The following is an 18,287-nucleotide window of genomic DNA, read 5'->3' as shown; positions in this document are numbered from 1 at the left end:
TGGCGACAGCGTTGCGTAGTATGACCATAGATATTTTATGACAGGAATAAATAAACCAGTGCCGTGTTCAAAGTTTAGAGATGCCAGGAGTTTGTATGCAAAGGGTATATAGACGCCCTGTATATGAAGTGAAAGCTGTTTTTTGAAGTGCCAGTGGGAAAATGTTTTACTGAAAAAGATATCTTTGAAAAAAAGGAGTGTGTATGATAAAAGTTATTTCGGTGAGAGAAACCCCGGCGTATAAAGATATCGCTATCCGGTACCTCCAGCAATCCTGGCCGGACGTCTATCCGATCATATATGAAGATGCTGTCAGTCATAGTATTGGCGCTGCTGCACCGTTGCCCCAGTGGTATCTGCTGGAAAAGGAGGGAGAAGTGATCGGTTGTGCCGGGCTGATAACAAACGATTTTATCAGCAGAGTGGACTTATATCCCTGGATATGTGCTATCTATATTGCGGAGGCACACCGGGGCCATCGCTACGCGCAGCTGTTGATAGAAAAGGCCAAGGCGGATACAGCCCGCGCGGGATTCACGCATCTTTATTTAAGTACGGATCATATTGGTTACTATGAAAGGTATGGCTTTGCATACATCGGGCAGGGATATCATCCATGGGAAGAATCTTCCCGGATATATGGCATCAGCGTACAGCCGTAATCGTTATTGGGGGGGGTATAGATGAATGACAATATGCCGCACTTGTTTATATAAAAAATGGCTGTCAGACCAGATGCTGACAGCCATTTTCTATATAAAAAGATGATAACCTATCCGATGGTATCTTCATAAACATTACCAAAACGATCGGTCGCTTTTACCGTAATCTTTTGCACGTTGGCAGCTGGTTTGGCAAAGAACATATGATCATTCAGCATTGGTTCCACAAACTTATGTTTCTTAGGCAACTGAGGACCGGCATACAGTTCCTCAGCCCATGGGTCATTAGCGACGCGTTGTTCCATAGGGCCTTGTAATACGCCATCTGCATACCATTCCACTTTCCATTTGTTATCCCAGTTCCATACATTGGCAGCAATTTCCTCCGGCGCATTTTTCACTTTGCCTTTGGGATAAACCCTGACCTGTTTTTCTTTCGGAAAGCCGGTGGATTTGTAGTACCATTTGATATCCGCGCCATCTACTTCGTACACGCCGTAGCCGCTGGGAGTGCCATCTCCGCAGATAGGGCCGGTCCACCAGGCGCCACATACCGTACCATGATTGTGTTCCATGATATTGCCTTCTTCCCAGTTGTCGTTGAAGTGGGTATGACCACTCATGATATGTGTTTTAAAAGGCGCCAGTAGTTTGTACAGCTGCTTTCTGTTGGTCACCATACCTCCGAGCTCCGGTTCTTTTTTCTCACGCCGTGCTGCACCGGTGAAAGTGGGGATGTGCAGACTTACCACTACTGTACTACCGGGTTTTACCAGTGCCAGGTCCTGTTCCAGCCACTGCAGCTGGTTTTCGGTCAGATAACCAATATATTTTTTATCTACCCCGATAAAGAAAACATCGTCCAGTACTACGTAATGAATATCGCCCCGGTTAAAGGAGTAATAGGTAGGGCCAAACTGTTGTTTGAAAGTGTGCGTAGAATGATCATCCGTACGGGCATCCAGGTCCATATCGTGGTTGCCGATAACATTATAGAAGGGAATACCACACATGGCGATAGCTGCCTTGTAGTCTTCGTATAGTTCAAAATGATCCCACACCAGGTCACCGCAACCAATACCGTGGAACAACGTTTCTTTCGGGTAAGATTGGAGCAATGCCTGTAAGTCGGGTACAGTCTGGGCTTTGAGCTGTTCTGCATCTGCCTTGGAAATCATCTGGGTGTCTGCCCATACCACGAAATTATGTTTACGGTCGTCTACAGTTAGTTTCGAGAGATGGAAGTCATATTTCGCGGTGCGGTTATTTTTGTTGATGGGCTGATAAAAAGCGGCGATGCTGTTTTGCTCCGGAATAGCATATCCAGCCGGTACGCTGATATATACGAGGGTAGCAGTGGCATTGCTGACCAGTTCATATTGCCCGTTCTTATCTGTTTGTGTGATATTGATACCATCTGTTACGGATACGTTGGCGATACCTTTGCCCTGGCTAAGTACTTTCCCTTTTAAGGTAAAGGAAGAGAGATCTATATTACCTGCTGTTGCTGCCGGTTGGGCCTTGAGTAGCAGGGAAGGTGCTGTCAGCAAGGATCCGGTAATTCCCACATTTCTTAGAAAACTTCTTCTGTTGAGCATGATATATGTCTGTTTATGTTCGTTTATTCGTTGTGATATGGGTGAAAACAAGGCCGGATGAAGGCTGTTTGTAGTGTTGTTGCCGGTTGCTAACGGTGTGGCATACACGGTAAACAATGGTGACTATGAATGGCGATTTTCAAAACGGCGATGGCGGGTGATTGTCTGTACAATTGTTGGCTATGGCTGGTTTAAAAATCCCGGTGGGTATGGTACCTCCTCATTGGGGCGCTAAAGTAATGGCGCAATATGAATTTTTTATTAAGGAATTATTATCTTTTCAAGAATATTTTAAGAGATTATAAAATAATATACTATTAGTTTGATGATGACCGGGATTGCTTATGTTTTTGATATGACAAGAAAGAAAATAATTTCTTGCAGGAGCTATGAGCAGCCACTTTGCAGCGTCTTGCCATATACAACATGGCTGAACCACACAGACTTTCAGCCGCATTTAACCGTTCCCTTAGTATTTTTGTACCCTAAATCTGTATCCATATGGACCATTTGTTGACGATAGGCGCAGCTGCCTTGAAAAAGGCGGCGTTAAATGAAGACGCAAAGGCTTTTCTGCTGCAAAATGAGGTAGTGTTTAATTTGTTGAAAAAAGCAGCAGACAGGTATATTGGCGGAGAAACACTCGAAGAAACAATCGTAAAGGTAAAACAGCAAAATCAGCAAGGATTCAAATGTTCCATAGAGTTTATGGGTGAAAGTACCCGGAATGAATCAGAGTCCAATGCCGCAACGGCCGAATTTATCCGGATCTGTGAAAAAATACAGCAACAGCAGTTATCGGCTACTGTTTCACTGGATCTTTCCCATATCGGGCTGGCAGTAGCGGAAACGCTATGCCGGGAAAACCTGGCTGCTATCTGTACGGCTGCTGCCAAAGGAGGCATAGAGGTCATTGTAAGCGCAGAAGGAACGGAGCGTACAGACGCCATCATCAACACGTATAAAACTGCCGCGCAAACATACGATAACCTGGCGATCACTTTACAGGCTTATTTGTACCGGACGAAAGACGATTTCAAAGACCTGATACAATTGCCCAACCGTATCAGAATCGTAAAAGGAGCCTTTGAAACGCCCGCCGGATGCTCGATGCCAAGGGGAGCAGAGCTGGATGATACCTATATGTATTACATCGATCAACTCCTGCAGCAACGGCATAAATGCGCTATTGCCACACACCACGACAAAATCCAGGAACGGGCCAAAACCTTGATACAACAGTATCAGCCGGATAAAGATAGCTACGAATTTGAAAGCCTGTATGGTATCCGTACGGAACAACTGGTGCAGTTGAAAGCCGATGGGTATAGCACTAAACTGTATTTCGTATATGGGAAAGAGTGGTACCTCTATTTATGCAACCGGATAGCGGAATATCCCCTGAATATTTTTCAGGCATTGCAGGATATTGTAGAGGCCTGATGAGGTAACAGCGCTCTTTCAGGTAGCTGTTGATAAAAGCAAAACACCGGTCCGGCCGCCGGCAACGGCGCCGGACAAAAAATGAAAGGATTTGTTAATATTCTGCGTATACTTGTCCATGTATTTATCCTGTGGTAGATTGAGATGTAATGGTAACCACTAATCTTATAAGAAAGGCATTTATATCCACGTTGCTGGTATGCTTTTGTCTGGCGGCAGCTGGTCAGGTGCGGGTCAGCGGAACCGTTTACGAACGGTCGGCCCGGTTTGGGCTGCCCGGTGTAAGCGTGATGAGTACCTCCGGCGCCGGTACGGTTACGGACTCCCTCGGGCGCTACAGTATCCGGCTGATGCCGGAAGATTCCCTCAGCTTTTCCTATCAGGGCAAAGCCACTATGAAGTTCCCATTAAAGGAAATTCACCCCAACCGGCCCTTTGATATGAGCCTGCATGTGGATGTACAAAGTTTGCCCATGGTGGAGGTAACCACCAAAAAGCTCGATTATAAACTGGACTCATTGAAACGCCGGGAAGAATACCGTAAAATATTTGACTATGCCCCGGAAGTACTGGCCGGTGGTACAAATGGCGTAGGCGTAGGTATTAACCTGGATATGCTGTTCAGTATGCGCAAAATAAAGAGAATGGAAGCCTTCCGGCAGTACCTCGAACAGGAAGAGCGGGAAAAGTACATCGACTACCGGTTCAACAGAAGCCTGGTTAAAAAGCTGACCGGCCTGGAGTCTCCGCTGTTGGATACTTTCATGCGGCAATACCGGCCCACCTTTGAATTACTCCACAGTTTTGAAAATGAATACCAGTATTATGAATATATCCGGGACTGGGGAAAATACTTCTCTGATACGCGGAACAATACCCGCCTTTAAATACAGCGCCGGTAAATAGTAAAAGATAACTATCTGCTCCTGATTGTCAGACAGACATTTATTATTACATGATAGACGCACTCCTAACCGGAACGTATACATCTGCTTATTAAAAAAGGTAACGAAGAAATTCAAAAAGAGGAACACATCGTTCCTCTTTTTTTATTACACACAGCAGCGGTAACGATATCGTATACACGTAGGAAATTTTTTCCCGATTCGTCATCAGCAGAAAATGGATATATAAGGGAAGTAATTAGACCATGAACAAGGAGTAGCCGTTGTGTTACTCCTTTTCTGTTTAAAGGCATTGAAATGAAAAAAAATAATATACCGATTGGTATATTTATACTATATTTGTACCGCAAAAAAGATAATTTATAATGTTTAATATACCGATTGGTATTAAATAAATGCCTGCTTTATCGGCAGATAACCATCCGATGGGTATAAAAACAATTACCTTATTTTATGGATAATCAATATGACGTTGTAGTGATCGGATCCGGCCCGGGAGGCTACGTGGCGGCTATCCGTGCTGCACAGCTGGGATCTAAAGTAGCCATCGTAGAAAAATACAACACCCTGGGCGGTACCTGTACCAATGTGGGATGTATTCCCACCAAAGCCTTACTGGATAGCTCAGAACGGTACCATCAGGCACAGGAACAGTTTCAGGCACATGGTATTCAGCTGAACGGTATACGACTGGATTTTGAACAGTTCATCCGGCGTAAGGCAGACGTGATCAAACAGAATACAGCCGGTTTAGCTTACCTGATGAAAAAAAATAAGATCGATGTACACACCGGCACCGGTAGTTTTATAGATGCCACGCATCTCCGGGTGGTAGCAGGTGAGCAGGAAACCATCCTGACCGGTCGGTATTTTATTATCGCTACAGGTTCCAAGCCATCGTCTCTGCCAGGCATCAGCATCGATAAAAAGCGTATCATCACCTCTACAGAAAGCTTGTCATTGCCGGCTATACCTGCTTCCATGGTGATTATCGGCGGTGGGGTCATCGGGGTGGAACTGGCGTCTATCTATGCCCGCATCGGTACCCGTGTAACGATCATTGAATATACCGATTCCCTGATCGCTACCATGGACCGGGAGCTGGGCAAGGCATTATATAAAACCCTGTCGGCTTTAAAGATCAATATCCTGTTGGGTAGCCAGGTGCAGGGTGCTACCGCTCAGGGTGAGACGGCGGAAGTCCGGTACCTGGATCAGCAGGGACAGGCACAAACCATTACGGCGGATTACTGCCTGGTGGCGGTAGGCAGAAGGCCCTATACGGATGGACTGCATCTGGAAGCAGTAGGCATTGTACCGGAGAAAAACGGCAAAATAGCCGTCAACGCGCAGCTGCAGACAACAGTGGCCAACATCTACGCTATTGGTGATGTGGTGGCCGGCCCGATGCTGGCACACAAGGCGGAAGAGGAAGGTACCTTTGCTGCCGAAATCATACACGGGCATCATCCCCGTATCAACTATCAGCTGATTCCTTCGGTGGTATATACCTGGCCGGAAGTAGCTGCTGTAGGCGCTACAGAAGAACAGCTGAAAGCGCAGGGCATTACCTACCGTGTAGGGAAGTTTCCTTATCTGGCGAGTGCCCGCGCACGGGCATCTATGGATGCAGAAGGATTTGTGAAGGTATTGGTATCACCGCAATACGGAGAAATACTAGGCGTCCATATTATAGGCCCAAGGGCTGCAGATGTGATTGCACAGCCGGTAGCGGCCATAGAACATGAAATTACGGTAGAAGAAATGTTCCGCATCAGCTATGCGCATCCTACCTATGCGGAAGCATTGAAAGATGCCTACCTGATGGCAGGAGGGCAGGGGGCCATTAATATTTAATGAAAACGGTTCCTGGTCGGATATACCGGCCGGGAACCATTTTTTCATATATCCGGTACCGTTATAGTGGGATAGCTAATGGGCGCATCGGAGCTGCACTGGCGCCACGTATTTTCAGCGGTAAACCTACAAAGAGAAAGTTACGCACCTTCGCTTTGGCCAGGTCTTCCAGGTATACCAACTCAATAAACATGGAGCCTTTTTGCGCCAGCAGATAGGTATGTCCTGGTAGCCAGTTGCTTTTATCTTTAGAGGGGAGGGCCTCCAGACTCAGGTTATCGGCGCCCAGCGTCATCACGCCTTTTTCTTCTACCAGCCATTTCAGGGCTTCCATACTAATACCCGGACTGTTTTGCATGAATTTTTCCCGATCGTTGTAAAAGTATTTCATCAAACCGGTTCGGATCAGTACAATGTCTCCTTTGTTGATTTGTAATTGTTGGGCTTTGATGACCTGCTGTATTTCTTCGAGTGAAATAACATAATTGCCGGGCAATACTTCCACGCCTTTATAGGCAGGTACATCTATCAGCACGCCTTTTCCGATGATAGGTGGTATTTTCTCCGCGCCTGTTTTATCCCATCCTCTGTCACTGAGGTGTTCGTCCGGCGTATAGCCGTTCCAGATTTTACCATGTAATCCGAAATGATTGAGGGCGTCAATGTGTGTGCCGGTGTGGGTGTACATGGAGATGGCATCGCCGGTATAGCTGACTTTCCGGTTCATGTCGCCGCCTTGTTTGGTATGATTGCCTACTACCGTGCCCCGGGGCGTATGGGTGAGCCAGTACTGATAGGCCGGGTCGCCCAGCTCTGTAAAGCCCGGCATGCCGGTGAAATATTCTACCCCCAGATCATAGACTTTCCCTGTCCTGATTTTAGCAAACAAAGAAAGATTGTTGCTGTCACTCATCATGTTCAGGGTGCCAATTTCATCTGCAGGTCCCCATGGGCTGGTGCCGGCTTGTTCTGTCTGTGCGGTGGCATGCAGGGTAGCTGCCAGCGCGAAGGTCAATAGCACCGTCTTTTTCCGGCCTAATCTGTAAAATGTATACATGTTGTTTAGATTTATATTGTTGAATAATTGTTCAATTATTGATGAAAAAATAATGCATCTTGTATTTTAGGTAATGGTACTAGTATATTGAATGATTATTCAATAATTAGTCAAAAAATAACCGGCACCGGATATCATCTGCCTAAACCTATCTGCTATTTGTTCAGGCGAGAGATGATATGTCTGCCACGCTGTAATTTTTATAGCCCATGGATACGCTGTCCAGACAACCATACGTGAATAGATCATTTATCCATACACTGCCATCCTACGCCTGGGTACAGGCTGTAATGCTGCAGGATCTGTATATTATTTTTCCGGGAGATGTATACCTGATAGAGCACTGTTTTGTACAGATGATCATTTTAATATCATTTTTTAGGAAGATGGTTCACCTGCCATACCTGTATTTTAATATCTCCATCTGCATTCAATAAATACTGATTTTAAATTATTGAATAATTATTCAACAATTGATCAAAAAATAACCTCTGCAGCATTGTTTTACCGGAGAGGCTTTTGATAACGCACGTCAGTTTTTCAGGCTGCCTATCAGTTGATCCAACAAGGTATGTATGAGCAGCCGTTCATTTAACAGCAGGTCCATCTGCCAAAGGCCGTTGTAACCGGCGTATACATGCAGGGCGAGTTGCCGGGTATCTTTTTCCGGTGCGATTTCACCAGCTTCCTGCGCGCGCTGCAGCAGGCTTTCAAAGATACCAACAATATCCCGTGCCTGTCCCGAGGCAATGGCGTACGCCTTCTTGTTTTTACGCCCCAGTTCCAGGGTGGTTTTTAAAACCATACATCCTTTACCTTCTTTCAGCAACTCATCTGCTCCTTTCCGGAGCATATTTTCCAGTATCGCCAGCGGAGAACCAGGCATATGTGCCCCTTGCTGAAAGGCGGCCAGCTTCTCTGTCGCATAGCTTTTCAGACACTCCAGAAAAAGTGCCTGTTTGCCGCCGAAGGTGCCGTATATACTACCGGGATTGAGCTTCGTGGCAGTTACAATATCCTTCATGGAAGTGGCATTATATCCTTTGGCCCAGAAAAGCTGTTTGGCTTTTTCCAGGCGCTCTTCCGGGTTAAATTCTTTCAGTCTGGCCATAACAGGAGCAAAGGTATATATTTTAAAACAATCGTTCAAGAATTTTAAAAGTGGCTCACCGCCTGTTTATCAGATTATATGCACATTGGCCCTTTATTACAGGAAACCTAAATAACACGGTATGTATTTACAGCCCGCTTTCTTGCAGCAATTCGTGCCCGTACCGGTACAGGAAATATTGGGTAACCCTGGCCGGCAACGGCGTACTGGTGGAATATGAGCTGGACTCCCAATGGGATTATCAGCACGGCGGAAGAAAAACGGAAATGTGGGATCACGATGACTGGGTGCTGGCCCGCCTGGGATTGGGCCTCCGGCTGCCCTGGCATAGTAACGGAAACGACTATATGAAATTGCCGGTAAAGCATACCTACCTCACCGGCTATACGTTTGTATCTGCAAAGGTAGAACCAGCTGGCGTTAGTGCCCTGGCTGTACTACCAGTCCCTGATCGGGCACCCATTTATCATACTCCATATATTGCGCTACCTGCGTGGCTACGGCTTTATTGTAAATTTTGGCTACCAGGTGCAGTGCCCCGTCTATACCGGCAGAGATGCCCGCAGTGGTAATCACCCGGCCATTGTCGACATAACGTACCCCTGATAATACTTTGGTCTTGGGCAGCGCTTTCCGCAGGTTGTCAATCCTGGCGTGAAAAGTAGTGGCCGTCTGATGATCGAGGAACCCTGCCTTCCCCAGCACAAAAGCACCGGTGCAAACAGAAAAGTAATAAGTGGGTGCCTGTTTCTTTTGCAGCCAATGTAGCACAGCGGTATCATCGGCGGGCGCAGAAGAACTTCCCCCAAAAAACGCGACAATATCCGCTTGTGGGGCGTTGGCAATACTGTAATCGGGAATGATCTTTAAGATACCCTGTGAAAGAATGGGGTCCGTGGTTTTGGAAACCGTGGCGATTTTGAAACCTGCATAGGCAAATACTTCCATTGGTCCGGCAAAATCCAGTACCTCTACACCATCCTGCAGGTAAAATAAGATGGTCAGCGGCTTTACCGCTTTAGCTTTCGCCTGCGCGGCTTCCGCTTGGGTAATAAGTGTCATGCCGCAATGCGGACAAGTACCGGCAGCCGTAAAACTGTTGTCATCGCAGCGTTGGTTGCAAGGTGGACAATAATAAGCAGCAGTAAGGGTTTGTGCGGTAACGGGAAAAACAAATGCGCATAATAACAGGCATAATAAGTGGAACACTTTGGGCATGACAGGAATTTTTTCCAAAGATACGCCATGTACTATCCCTGATCCGGCCAACCCTATGCAGTATCGGGCCATTATGGCTGCAATAGTCTGCGCAGGCTGTTGATACTTTTAAATCCACATTGCTGCGCAGCAGCCTGTAAGGTATGTCCTTCACCGAGTAATTGCCGGGCGTGTGTGGTGCGCAACTGATCCTGGTAGGCGCCAATGGTGATGCCGGTAGTTTTCCGGAATAGCCGGGTAAGGTTACGCGGACTCACATGCACCTTTTGCGCCAGTGCTGCCAGCGTATGCCGCTGGGAAGGCGTGCGGCTTAAAATATCCTGTACTTCGTGTATGCGTTGATCCAGGTGGTTGCGGTATTGCGTAAAGATGTTGAGTTGTTCATCTTCCGATGTTCTACGGAAATAGATCACCACTTCTTTGGCGATTTTAGCTGCAAACTGGGGCCCCCACAACTGCTCCGTGAGGTATAGGGCCAGATCAATGCCGGAAGCGACGCCGGCGCTGGTATAGATACCGGCTTCCTCCACAAAGAGTCGGTTGGTCAGTAAACGAGCTGCCGGATATCGCTGACTGAAAGCCGAGGTGTATTTCCAGTGCGTGGTACAGTTTTTATGATCCAGCAGGCCGGCAGCTGCCAGCAGGAAGGCGCCGGTGCAAACGGCGCATACCGTAATACCTTGCTGATGTTGGTGATACAGCCATTGCTGAAAGGGGGCGGACAAGCTGTTGAAGTGCGGATCAAACAACAAGGCGGAATCCAGCCCCGGCACAAACACCAGATCCCCGGCCCGCAACGTCAGCTGATCAAATGGTACCAGCTCCCGGAAAGAGAGGGCAGCGCTGCTGACAGCAGCGGATTCGCCGGTATAAATACTGCTGTATACCAGTTGGATGGGCGCCCCATAACAGGCAGCTTCATAAAAGATGTGCGCCGGACCGGCTAAGTCCAGCAAATGTACCTGCGGTGGCAACATAAATACAACCTGCATAAGCGGCGTTTCGGAAAGTGGCATCCCCTAAAATTAGGACTAAAACAGATACGTCGGATAGGAAGCCGCCATAAGCAGACGCGAAAAAATGCGTCTGCTTTATTAAATATTTAATCAGGCATGCAGTTCTCTGGTCCGTACCGGTACATCTGCCGGGCGGTCTGGCATAATAAACAAACAAATACTGACCATCATCAACAGAAAAATACTGACATATAAGGTGATGTGATACGCGTTGGTATAATCGGATAACCCGGGATTACTACCTGTGAAGTAAAAGAATACACCGCCTGTAACACCGGCTCCCAGGGCAATGGCCGATTGTTGCGCCGTATAGTAGGTACCAGAGGCTGCACCGGCAAACTGTTGGGGTATGCCTTTCAGCGACCAGGCCAGCAAGGACGGCAACACAGATCCGCAGCCCAGTCCGTATAAAAAAAGAATGGCCGGAAAGGTGAGGGGATGCGTAGCGGCAGTGTTCAGGAAAAACACATGCAGCAAAAGCGCGGCTATCATCGTGTAAATGCCCCCCTGCAACACTTTCTTCCCGAACTGGTGCATCAGTTTTACCGACAGGATAGAGGCAAGCACATAACCGATACCCTGGAATACAAAGTAGTAGCCGGTAGTGTGAGAACTGATATGCAAGCCATCCTGGAAAAATACGCCTGTGATGAGGAAGTAGGGTTCCTGTACCAGGAAATAAAAAATAGTCGCATACAACCCTATTTTAAAATCCCGGTAATGGAATAACGCGATGTTGATCAGTGGCGCCTGTTGCCGGGCAGATTTCCGCCGTTGGTCCCGTACAAAAAGCATAAACAGTACCACGGATACTGCCAGCAGGCCAATACTCCAGGCCGGCCAGCCCAGCTCCCGGCCCTGGATGACCGGATATATCAGGCAAAAAAGGGCTGGGGTGAGCAGGGCAACGCCACCATAGTCAAATTGTTGGGAACGATCGCGGGGCGTTTCTTTTAGTAAGAGAAACGCTGCTATCAGGGCGAGTATACCCAGTGGCAGGTTGATGAAAAAGATCAGCCGCCAGCCTTCCGCAATGAGGTGGGTATCGGGTAGGAAGCCACCGAGGAATTGTCCGATGACAGAGGCCGACCCGGCAATGATGCCATAAATACCGATGGCTTTCATCCGTTCCCTGGGTTCCGGAAACAATACCTGTATGTACGAAACGCCCTGCGGCGTCATCAGGGCCGCACTGATGCCTTGAAAGAAACGGGCCGTATTCAGTTGCAGGCCCGACTGTGCCAGCCCGCAAAAGCAGGAACTGATGGTGAAAATCAGCATGCCGGCCAGAAAGATTTTTTTCCGGCCATAGTAATCACCCAGCCGGCCACCGGTAATCAGCAGGCAGGAATAGCCCATCAGGTAAGTGGCTATGACCAGCTGCAGCTCTCCGTTGGTGCCGTTGATGCCTTTTTTAATGGCAGGTAAAGCCACGTTTACAATAAAGATATCAATCACTGCCAGGAAGATGGAAGTGGATACAATCAGCATGGATAACCAGCGGGAAGTTGGAGGTTTCATATTATATTTATATAGATAGATCTATCTATTTTTAAAGAAAAAAATAATTAGAGAAGCAGAGGAGTAGCATCGAGAAACCGACGTACCAGCAGACCAATATTTTCCGGTGCATCTTCCGGACTGTAATGGCCTACACCGGGCAATTCATGTAGCTGACCAGCCGGAAAAAGGGTCCGGAACAATGGCAGGAAATGAGTGGCCTGTAAGGTTTGATCTGCCATACCCCAGACGGCCATCGCCGGTAAGCGACTGATTTGCTCTTGCACGGCGGCGGAAGGCGTTTCAAAAACATGTGCACCTGTGGCAAATCCTTTGGCCCATCCCAGCGCGCCCAGGGTGTCTGCAGGCGTAGTAAAAGGTGTGCGCCACGCTGCCAGCCACGTGTCGGTGATCAGGTCTTTCCGCTCAAATCCGTTCAGGTGCAGGGTACTAAGGATATGATAGTGCAGTTGCGTCAGTACCTGTTCCAGCGTACCCGCGGCTTCGGCTTGTAAGATCCATTGAAACCAGGGAGCGGTGGCAGCATTGGCCTGCAGCGCTGCAGCCAGCTCCGGCTGCCCGAAAGGCACCGGCGCATTCAGGCTGATGATGCGGGCGATCCGTTCCGGATGCCGGGCCGCCAATCCCATACCAACGGGACCACCAAAATCATGCATGACGAGCGTGATGGCGCGGAGGTCGAGCGCGAGTACCAGTTGTTCCAGATTTTGAATGTGGTCCTGCAGCCAGTAGGTGCGGTCGGCCGGAGTTTCGCTTTTCCCGAATCCCATGTGGTCCGGTACAATCACCCGGTGATCGGCTGCCAGCCGGGAGATGAGTTCGCGAAACAGGTAGCCCCAGGTAGGTTCGCCATGCAGACAGAGTACTACGGGTCCTTCGCCTTCGTCCACGTAATGCATCCGGTATCCCGCCACGGTACTGACATGCGGCGCGAAAGGAAACGTGCCGTTGAATGTTTCATTGATAGGTATCATGTTGATATAGATTTAAAATAATAGTCGGGCCGGAAAGAGAATATTTAAAATAGATAGATATATCTATTTTTATCTTTCAAAAAAATTAATCGCTGATCTTTTTCAGGTATTTTTTCACACTCTCCAACGCCTGTATATTCTGGTGAATAGTGGTGCTGATGGTAGCGCCTTCCAGCATCAGGAACAGGGTATCAGCCAGCAGCTTCCTGTCCAGCGATCCGGTATACTCCATCTGTTTGATAAAGCCATACAGCATGGTACGCTGTTTTTCTTTGTGCGACTGTACCAGCTGCTGTACTTTCGGATCCCGGTCGCCGATTTCCGAAATGATTTTCGTGAAAGGGCAGCCACAGAACCCGGAGCTTTGCTGTTGCGCAATGCGGTAATCTATAAATTTCAGGACTTTATCCCGCGGATGGGTAACCCCCTTAATAGCCTGTTCAAACCCTTCAAACAACTCATCTTCCTGCCGTTGTAAATAGGCCAGCAGTAAATCATTTTTAGACGGAAAATGATTATACAAAGAACCAATGGCAATATCTGCTTCCGCAATAATCTGATTAATACCGGTTTGATTAAAACCCTGGTGGTAAAACAAATCAGTGGCGACATGGAGGATCCTGTCCCGTACTTTAACTTTCTCTTGCATAAGCCTGAATTGGAAGACAAATATAGGAACTATTTTAAAAAATAGAGAGGTCTATCTAAAAATATAATGAGCCGGACACCAGGATAACATAAAAACCCGCGCCTTGCGCAGGTTTTTATGTGGGAGCTCCGCTCACTTCCGGATGTTGCCTAACAGTAACCTGTTCCGGGCTAATGGTACGCCCATCCGGAAATAGCGGCTTTCCCGCAGATCGCATAATCGCTAAAAATTAATATCGAAATTTACACCGCCTACCCGGCAGGTAAAATTGGTCGGCGTGGTTAAGGTCAGCGGATCTTTATGCAGTGATCTTACCTGGTGCAGATAATAGGTGGGGCTGGCCTGGTTGCCCAGTAATCCGTCATGGAAAATGTATTTGGGCCCATCCGGATGTGTTTTGATATCTGCCAGCATGTCGCGGCTTACGTTATTGCCCGGAAAACCTACCACTGAAATCGGATCTGTGTGATTGATAATGTTACTGGAGATACCCAGGATTTGTGTGCCCCAGGTTTCTGGGTTGTAGTATTTTTCATAGTAGCGGTCTACGATGCCTGTATTCGAATATACCTGTACGGCATACGGATCAAGTAAAGCATCGGAAAATATAAACTGGAAACGGCCATCCATTTTAAATTCAACGGCTGGCGCCCATTGCCAGAAGATCAGTAATTTTTCCTGGGCCCGGTATTCCAGCTGCGTCATACAATATACGGTGCCGTTTTTTCTGGTGTTAATCATTCTCACCTGGTAATATAATCGCTTGGTAGACGTCACAAATACGGCCTGCGGTGTTACGTTTACCGTGGTTTTGCCTTCATCCGGATTATTGCCGGAAAGGTCCAGCCACAGATACCCCGGATGCGATTTGGTAAGGAGGCTGTTGACTGCATTCTCATCATTCGGATTGGTAACCTGTACCTGGTAGTTAGCTTTGTCCACATTCCAGGTTGCCGCAATGGCTTGCTGCAAGGTGGCCAGGGTACCGCTTTTCAGCGCAACGGTTTTACCTTTGCTGAACTGATACAAGGCATTGCCTATTTTCACGATGCCATGCGCATTTACCAGTTGTGCCGTTGCCCAGTCCGGTGCATTCACGCGATATTCATCCGGCGCTTTCCAGTATACCACCGATGCATACCGGGCTTTCAGCAGGTAAAATCCGCTGGTATCTCTCTTCTTTTCCATCTCCCTGACTGCGTGGTCAAACTCCAGGAAGCGGGCTGCCAGTGAGGTATAAGTTAGCACACCTTGTTGATGCAACTGTGCTGCCGGCGATAGCCTGGTTATTTCCTGCAGCTTTTTCGTGAAGGCGGCTTCATTTGCAAATGAAGGATAATCACCCAGACTTTTTTGAATCGCTGTTTCATCAATACCAATTGTTGTTACAGCAGGAATATCGTTGTTTTTAGAACAGGCTGCCAATAGCAGGAGAGCAGGCAGACTTAACAGGTAACATGTTTGAATAAACTTCATGGTGGTGGGTTTTGGTTGATAAATAAACAAGGGAACAGGCTACTTCGATGGTTTAAAAGTAATCATTCCGGATGCACTAGTTGGGGCTTATTGATACTCGATAAGAAACAACGCGTCGCGAAAAACAGCAACCATACTACCCGTTTTTATAAGTTATATTTACGCTGTAATCATCTCTGGTAAAGTATTTAGGTGTAATGGAAAAGGAAAGATAATGATCGTGGTAAATTTATATTTCAGGATAAGTACATTGTATTATATTTACCGAGAGTAATTTTGATAACAACACCTTATACTTTTAGGGGTAGCGATGATGACGACCAATAGCCCGGGCTTTTTTATCATGTCGGCAAGACACGCAAAAAATATACCTATCTAATCAATACTATTAAATACAAATTTATCTATGGGATTATTTTCCGGACTAATGGGCAATGCCGGCGCCGTAAGCCAGGAGCAACTAAACAAAGATTACGGTAAACTACTGATTGATAAAGAAACCATCGAGATGGGATTTAAGCTGATCAGAGACACGTTTATCTTCACCAACAAAAGATTAATTCTCATCGATAAGCAGGGGCTGACCGGTAGTAAAACAGAATACCGCAGCATCGTCTATAAAAGTATTTCCCGTTTCAGCGTAGAAACTGCCGGTACTTTCGACCTGGATGCAGAGCTGAAAATATGGATATCCGGCGAAATAAACCCCAGCATCAAAAAGCAGTTCAACAGATCTGTGGATGTATATGAAGTACAGAAAGTACTGGCGCACCATGTGCTGGGATAAAATAGTTGCAGCTATGATAGTGAAAGGCCCCAGGTATGACCTGGGGCTTTTTTATGCTGACTTCTGGCATGGAATTTACCCGCTATCTGTAGGTAGCAGACAACCGGTGTTATCGTGGCTGTACCTCCATATGCCTGACTGTAAAGCATCTACGTGCAGCACAGTCGTCATCACGGTGCGATGGAGAATGCCCGCTTTCCGGAAGGTGTGGATAAAAGGCCTCAGAAAGTACCGGCTTGTCGGCTCATCATTTAAATGTGCTATCATGAAACCAACTACGGGTAAAAACAACAACCGTTTTTTTGAGAAAATGGCTTCTGCAGTCATTGCGGCAACCGGCAGTCAGTGGGCCTTTTTTGTGGCGTTGGCCGTTATTGTGATATGGGCGGTCAGCGGTCCGTTATTTCATTATTCTGATACCTGGCAACTGGTGATTAATACCGGCACCACCATCGTGACATTCCTGATGGTATTTATCATACAGAAGTCGCAGAACAAAGATGCGAAATCGGTGCAGCTGAAACTGAATGAGCTGCTGGCTGCCAATAAAGCTGCCAGCAACCGCCTGATTGATGTAGAAAATCTGTCGGAAGAAGAACTGGATATCCTGCATAAATACTATTGTATCATCGTAGAGGAAACAAAAAAAAGATCCAGTATGACGGGATCTCATTCCGTAGAAGAAGCGATTAATAATGCGGAAAGTAAACATGCCAGCCAGCAGGCGGCCGGAGAGGCCCAAAAAACAGACACGGAATAAGCGGGAGAAATTCCTTGCTGTATATTTGTTGCATGTATACTTTGTTATTGCATCACGTAGCCCGTTACATTACACTGGAAGAACCCGCACAGCAACTTTTCTGTGACGCGCTGGAAGTAAAGAAACTGCGCAAACATCAATACCTGCTGCAGGAAGGAGACATCTGCCGCCGGGATTATTTTATTGTCGCCGGCGGGGTACGGCAATATGAAACGACTACCGATGGCCGCGAACATACCGTACATTTCGGCTTTGAAGATTGGTGGATGACAGACCGGCATAGCCTCCTGACCCATACGCCTTCTGTGTATAATATCCAGGCACTCGAAGCCACTACGGTGTTACAGCTTCATCAGGAGACACTGGAAACCCTCTATCATACCGTGCCACAGCTGGAACGGTATTTTCACAGGGTATTACAGCAAACCTGCGCGATGTGGCAGCAAAGAATATTGTTGCTGCAGAAAAGCGCTGCAGAACGGTACGAGGCTTTCCTGAAAGATTATGGTCCCATCGAACAACGCCTCTCGCAACAGCACATAGCTTCCTACCTCGGCGTTACCCGCGAAACCCTTAGCCGGCTGCGTAGTCAGCCTGGCCGCCTTTCACAATAAAACAAGGACATTCCGCACAGGAATTTTTTGATAAATGTCACAATATAACAGCTGCCTGCTGCTGCAACTTTGCATCAAAAAAAGATGTACAAAGAAGTAATGAGAGAGCTATTGAGTACCGGCAACAGCTGGGTGCCGCTGATATTAAGAGTGACCATTGGCGGCGTATTATTCCCACATGTGGTGCAGAAAATGTTTGGCTGGCTGAACGGGCCGGGGTTGTCCGGCGAAATGAAATTCATGACGGAAGTGGCCGGACTACCGGCATACGTGGCAGCCTTGGCCATCCTGGTAGAATGTGGTGGTACAGTCCTGCTACTAACGGGGATGGGTACACGTATAGCTGCCATCGGTATTGGCGGACTTTTCATCGGGATGATTATTTGCATCCATGGCAAAAATGGCTTTTTCATGAACTGGTTCGGGAAGCTGCCAGCCGGACAGGAAGGCTTTGAGTTTCACCTGCTGGTACTAGGTATGTGTCTGGCGCTATTGATCACCGGTGGCGGGCGCTATTCGCTGGACCGCTGGCTCGCATCGTAGGAACAACACGGGCCAGGGCAGCCCGTGTGCTTATATACTTCGTATTGCGTCAATGAAAAAACGGATTGCGTTATCATCCCTTCCGCTTCCTGTTGC

The 18,287-nt window shown here is 47.4% G+C and carries 17 protein-coding genes; 8 read left to right on the top strand and 9 right to left on the bottom strand.

Annotated features, from left to right (window positions below):
* Positions 1-203 precede the first annotated feature (203 nt).
* Positions 204-662, top strand: a complete 459-nt coding sequence (locus OL444_RS21505; protein WP_264729790.1) for a GNAT family N-acetyltransferase — start codon at positions 204-206, stop codon at positions 660-662.
* A gap of 110 nt (positions 663-772) precedes the next feature.
* Here the strand turns inward: OL444_RS21505 and OL444_RS21500 are convergent, their stop codons facing one another.
* Positions 773-2,260, bottom strand: a complete 1,488-nt coding sequence (locus OL444_RS21500; protein WP_264729791.1) for a calcineurin-like phosphoesterase C-terminal domain-containing protein — start codon at positions 2,258-2,260, stop codon at positions 773-775.
* Positions 2,261-2,761: 501 nt separating this feature from the next.
* Between OL444_RS21500 and OL444_RS21495 the strand changes: the two genes are divergently transcribed.
* The 3 genes from OL444_RS21495 to lpdA all read left to right on the top strand — a co-directional run bounded on the left by OL444_RS21495 (position 2,762) and on the right by lpdA (position 6,465).
* The gene (locus OL444_RS21495) at positions 2,762-3,703 is read left to right on the top strand and encodes a proline dehydrogenase family protein (RefSeq protein ID WP_264729792.1); all 942 of its coding nucleotides are present in this window, start codon (positions 2,762-2,764) and stop codon (positions 3,701-3,703) included.
* Between the two features lie 149 nt (positions 3,704-3,852).
* On the top strand, positions 3,853-4,590 hold the full coding sequence (locus OL444_RS21490) for a peptidase associated/transthyretin-like domain-containing protein (RefSeq protein WP_264729793.1): 738 nt from the start codon (positions 3,853-3,855) through the stop codon (positions 4,588-4,590).
* Positions 4,591-5,061: 471 nt separating this feature from the next.
* Positions 5,062-6,465, top strand: a complete 1,404-nt coding sequence (lpdA, locus tag OL444_RS21485; RefSeq protein ID WP_264729794.1) for a dihydrolipoyl dehydrogenase — start codon at positions 5,062-5,064, stop codon at positions 6,463-6,465.
* A gap of 61 nt (positions 6,466-6,526) precedes the next feature.
* Here the strand turns inward: lpdA and OL444_RS21480 are convergent, their stop codons facing one another.
* The 8 genes from OL444_RS21480 to OL444_RS21445 all read right to left on the bottom strand — a co-directional run bounded on the left by OL444_RS21480 (position 6,527) and on the right by OL444_RS21445 (position 15,487).
* Positions 6,527-7,522, bottom strand: a complete 996-nt coding sequence (locus OL444_RS21480; protein ID WP_264729795.1) for a cyclase family protein — start codon at positions 7,520-7,522, stop codon at positions 6,527-6,529.
* A 532-nt stretch (positions 7,523-8,054) separates the two neighbouring features.
* Positions 8,055-8,633, bottom strand: a complete 579-nt coding sequence (locus OL444_RS21475; protein WP_264729796.1) for a TetR/AcrR family transcriptional regulator — start codon at positions 8,631-8,633, stop codon at positions 8,055-8,057.
* A 420-nt stretch (positions 8,634-9,053) separates the two neighbouring features.
* Positions 9,054-9,851: a DJ-1/PfpI family protein gene (locus tag OL444_RS21470; RefSeq protein WP_264729797.1), complete on the bottom strand. Its 798-nt coding sequence runs from the start codon at positions 9,849-9,851 to the stop codon at positions 9,054-9,056.
* A gap of 71 nt (positions 9,852-9,922) precedes the next feature.
* Entirely contained in the window at positions 9,923-10,843 is a 921-nt protein-coding gene (locus OL444_RS21465; protein WP_264729798.1) for a GlxA family transcriptional regulator, read from the bottom strand.
* A gap of 114 nt (positions 10,844-10,957) precedes the next feature.
* Positions 10,958-12,388, bottom strand: coding sequence for an MFS transporter (locus tag OL444_RS21460; protein ID WP_264729799.1), 1,431 nt, complete (start codon positions 12,386-12,388; stop codon positions 10,958-10,960).
* Between the two features lie 47 nt (positions 12,389-12,435).
* Positions 12,436-13,362: an alpha/beta fold hydrolase gene (locus OL444_RS21455; RefSeq protein WP_264729800.1), complete on the bottom strand. Its 927-nt coding sequence runs from the start codon at positions 13,360-13,362 to the stop codon at positions 12,436-12,438.
* Positions 13,363-13,447: 85 nt separating this feature from the next.
* A complete protein-coding gene (locus OL444_RS21450) occupies positions 13,448-14,011 on the bottom strand; it encodes a TetR/AcrR family transcriptional regulator (protein WP_264729801.1) in 564 nt (187 codons plus the stop codon).
* A gap of 222 nt (positions 14,012-14,233) precedes the next feature.
* A complete protein-coding gene (locus OL444_RS21445; RefSeq protein ID WP_264729802.1) occupies positions 14,234-15,487 on the bottom strand; it encodes a hypothetical protein in 1,254 nt (417 codons plus the stop codon).
* Positions 15,488-15,893: 406 nt separating this feature from the next.
* Between OL444_RS21445 and OL444_RS21440 the strand changes: the two genes are divergently transcribed.
* The 4 genes from OL444_RS21440 (at position 15,894) to OL444_RS21425 (ending at position 18,191) form a co-directional block, all read left to right on the top strand.
* On the top strand, positions 15,894-16,274 hold the full coding sequence (locus OL444_RS21440; RefSeq protein ID WP_264729804.1) for a PH domain-containing protein: 381 nt from the start codon (positions 15,894-15,896) through the stop codon (positions 16,272-16,274).
* 265 nt (positions 16,275-16,539) lie between these two features.
* Positions 16,540-17,034 carry a low affinity iron permease family protein gene (locus OL444_RS21435; RefSeq protein ID WP_264729805.1) on the top strand — a complete coding sequence of 165 codons (495 nt, stop codon included), beginning with the start codon at positions 16,540-16,542 and terminating at the stop codon, positions 17,032-17,034.
* 32 nt (positions 17,035-17,066) lie between these two features.
* On the top strand, positions 17,067-17,648 hold the full coding sequence (locus OL444_RS21430; protein ID WP_264729807.1) for a Crp/Fnr family transcriptional regulator: 582 nt from the start codon (positions 17,067-17,069) through the stop codon (positions 17,646-17,648).
* A gap of 84 nt (positions 17,649-17,732) precedes the next feature.
* Positions 17,733-18,191, top strand: a complete 459-nt coding sequence (locus tag OL444_RS21425) for a DoxX family protein (RefSeq protein WP_264729809.1) — start codon at positions 17,733-17,735, stop codon at positions 18,189-18,191.
* Positions 18,192-18,287: the final 96 nt, after the last annotated feature.

The sequence above is a fragment of the Chitinophaga nivalis genome, assembly GCF_025989125.1.
Taxonomy (GTDB): domain Bacteria; phylum Bacteroidota; class Bacteroidia; order Chitinophagales; family Chitinophagaceae; genus Chitinophaga; species Chitinophaga nivalis.
This window is presented reverse-complemented; position numbering and strand designations above follow the sequence as displayed.

Excerpts from the sequence above, each read along its gene's own strand:
- OL444_RS21505 (WP_264729790.1), top strand. The coding sequence starts at position 204 with ATGATAAAAGTTATTTCGGTGAGAGAAACCCCGGCGTATAAAGATATC.
- OL444_RS21500 (WP_264729791.1), bottom strand. The coding sequence starts at position 2,260 with ATGCTCAACAGAAGAAGTTTTCTAAGAAATGTGGGAATTACCGGATCC.
- OL444_RS21495 (WP_264729792.1), top strand. The coding sequence starts at position 2,762 with ATGGACCATTTGTTGACGATAGGCGCAGCTGCCTTGAAAAAGGCGGCG.
- OL444_RS21490 (WP_264729793.1), top strand. The coding sequence starts at position 3,853 with ATGGTAACCACTAATCTTATAAGAAAGGCATTTATATCCACGTTGCTG.
- lpdA (WP_264729794.1), top strand. The coding sequence starts at position 5,062 with ATGGATAATCAATATGACGTTGTAGTGATCGGATCCGGCCCGGGAGGC.
- OL444_RS21480 (WP_264729795.1), bottom strand. The coding sequence starts at position 7,522 with ATGTATACATTTTACAGATTAGGCCGGAAAAAGACGGTGCTATTGACC.
- OL444_RS21475 (WP_264729796.1), bottom strand. The coding sequence starts at position 8,633 with ATGGCCAGACTGAAAGAATTTAACCCGGAAGAGCGCCTGGAAAAAGCC.
- OL444_RS21470 (WP_264729797.1), bottom strand. The coding sequence starts at position 9,851 with ATGCCCAAAGTGTTCCACTTATTATGCCTGTTATTATGCGCATTTGTT.
- OL444_RS21465 (WP_264729798.1), bottom strand. The coding sequence starts at position 10,843 with ATGCAGGTTGTATTTATGTTGCCACCGCAGGTACATTTGCTGGACTTA.
- OL444_RS21460 (WP_264729799.1), bottom strand. The coding sequence starts at position 12,388 with ATGAAACCTCCAACTTCCCGCTGGTTATCCATGCTGATTGTATCCACT.
- OL444_RS21455 (WP_264729800.1), bottom strand. The coding sequence starts at position 13,362 with ATGATACCTATCAATGAAACATTCAACGGCACGTTTCCTTTCGCGCCG.
- OL444_RS21450 (WP_264729801.1), bottom strand. The coding sequence starts at position 14,011 with ATGCAAGAGAAAGTTAAAGTACGGGACAGGATCCTCCATGTCGCCACT.
- OL444_RS21445 (WP_264729802.1), bottom strand. The coding sequence starts at position 15,487 with ATGAAGTTTATTCAAACATGTTACCTGTTAAGTCTGCCTGCTCTCCTG.
- OL444_RS21440 (WP_264729804.1), top strand. The coding sequence starts at position 15,894 with ATGGGATTATTTTCCGGACTAATGGGCAATGCCGGCGCCGTAAGCCAG.
- OL444_RS21435 (WP_264729805.1), top strand. The coding sequence starts at position 16,540 with ATGAAACCAACTACGGGTAAAAACAACAACCGTTTTTTTGAGAAAATG.
- OL444_RS21430 (WP_264729807.1), top strand. The coding sequence starts at position 17,067 with ATGTATACTTTGTTATTGCATCACGTAGCCCGTTACATTACACTGGAA.
- OL444_RS21425 (WP_264729809.1), top strand. The coding sequence starts at position 17,733 with ATGTACAAAGAAGTAATGAGAGAGCTATTGAGTACCGGCAACAGCTGG.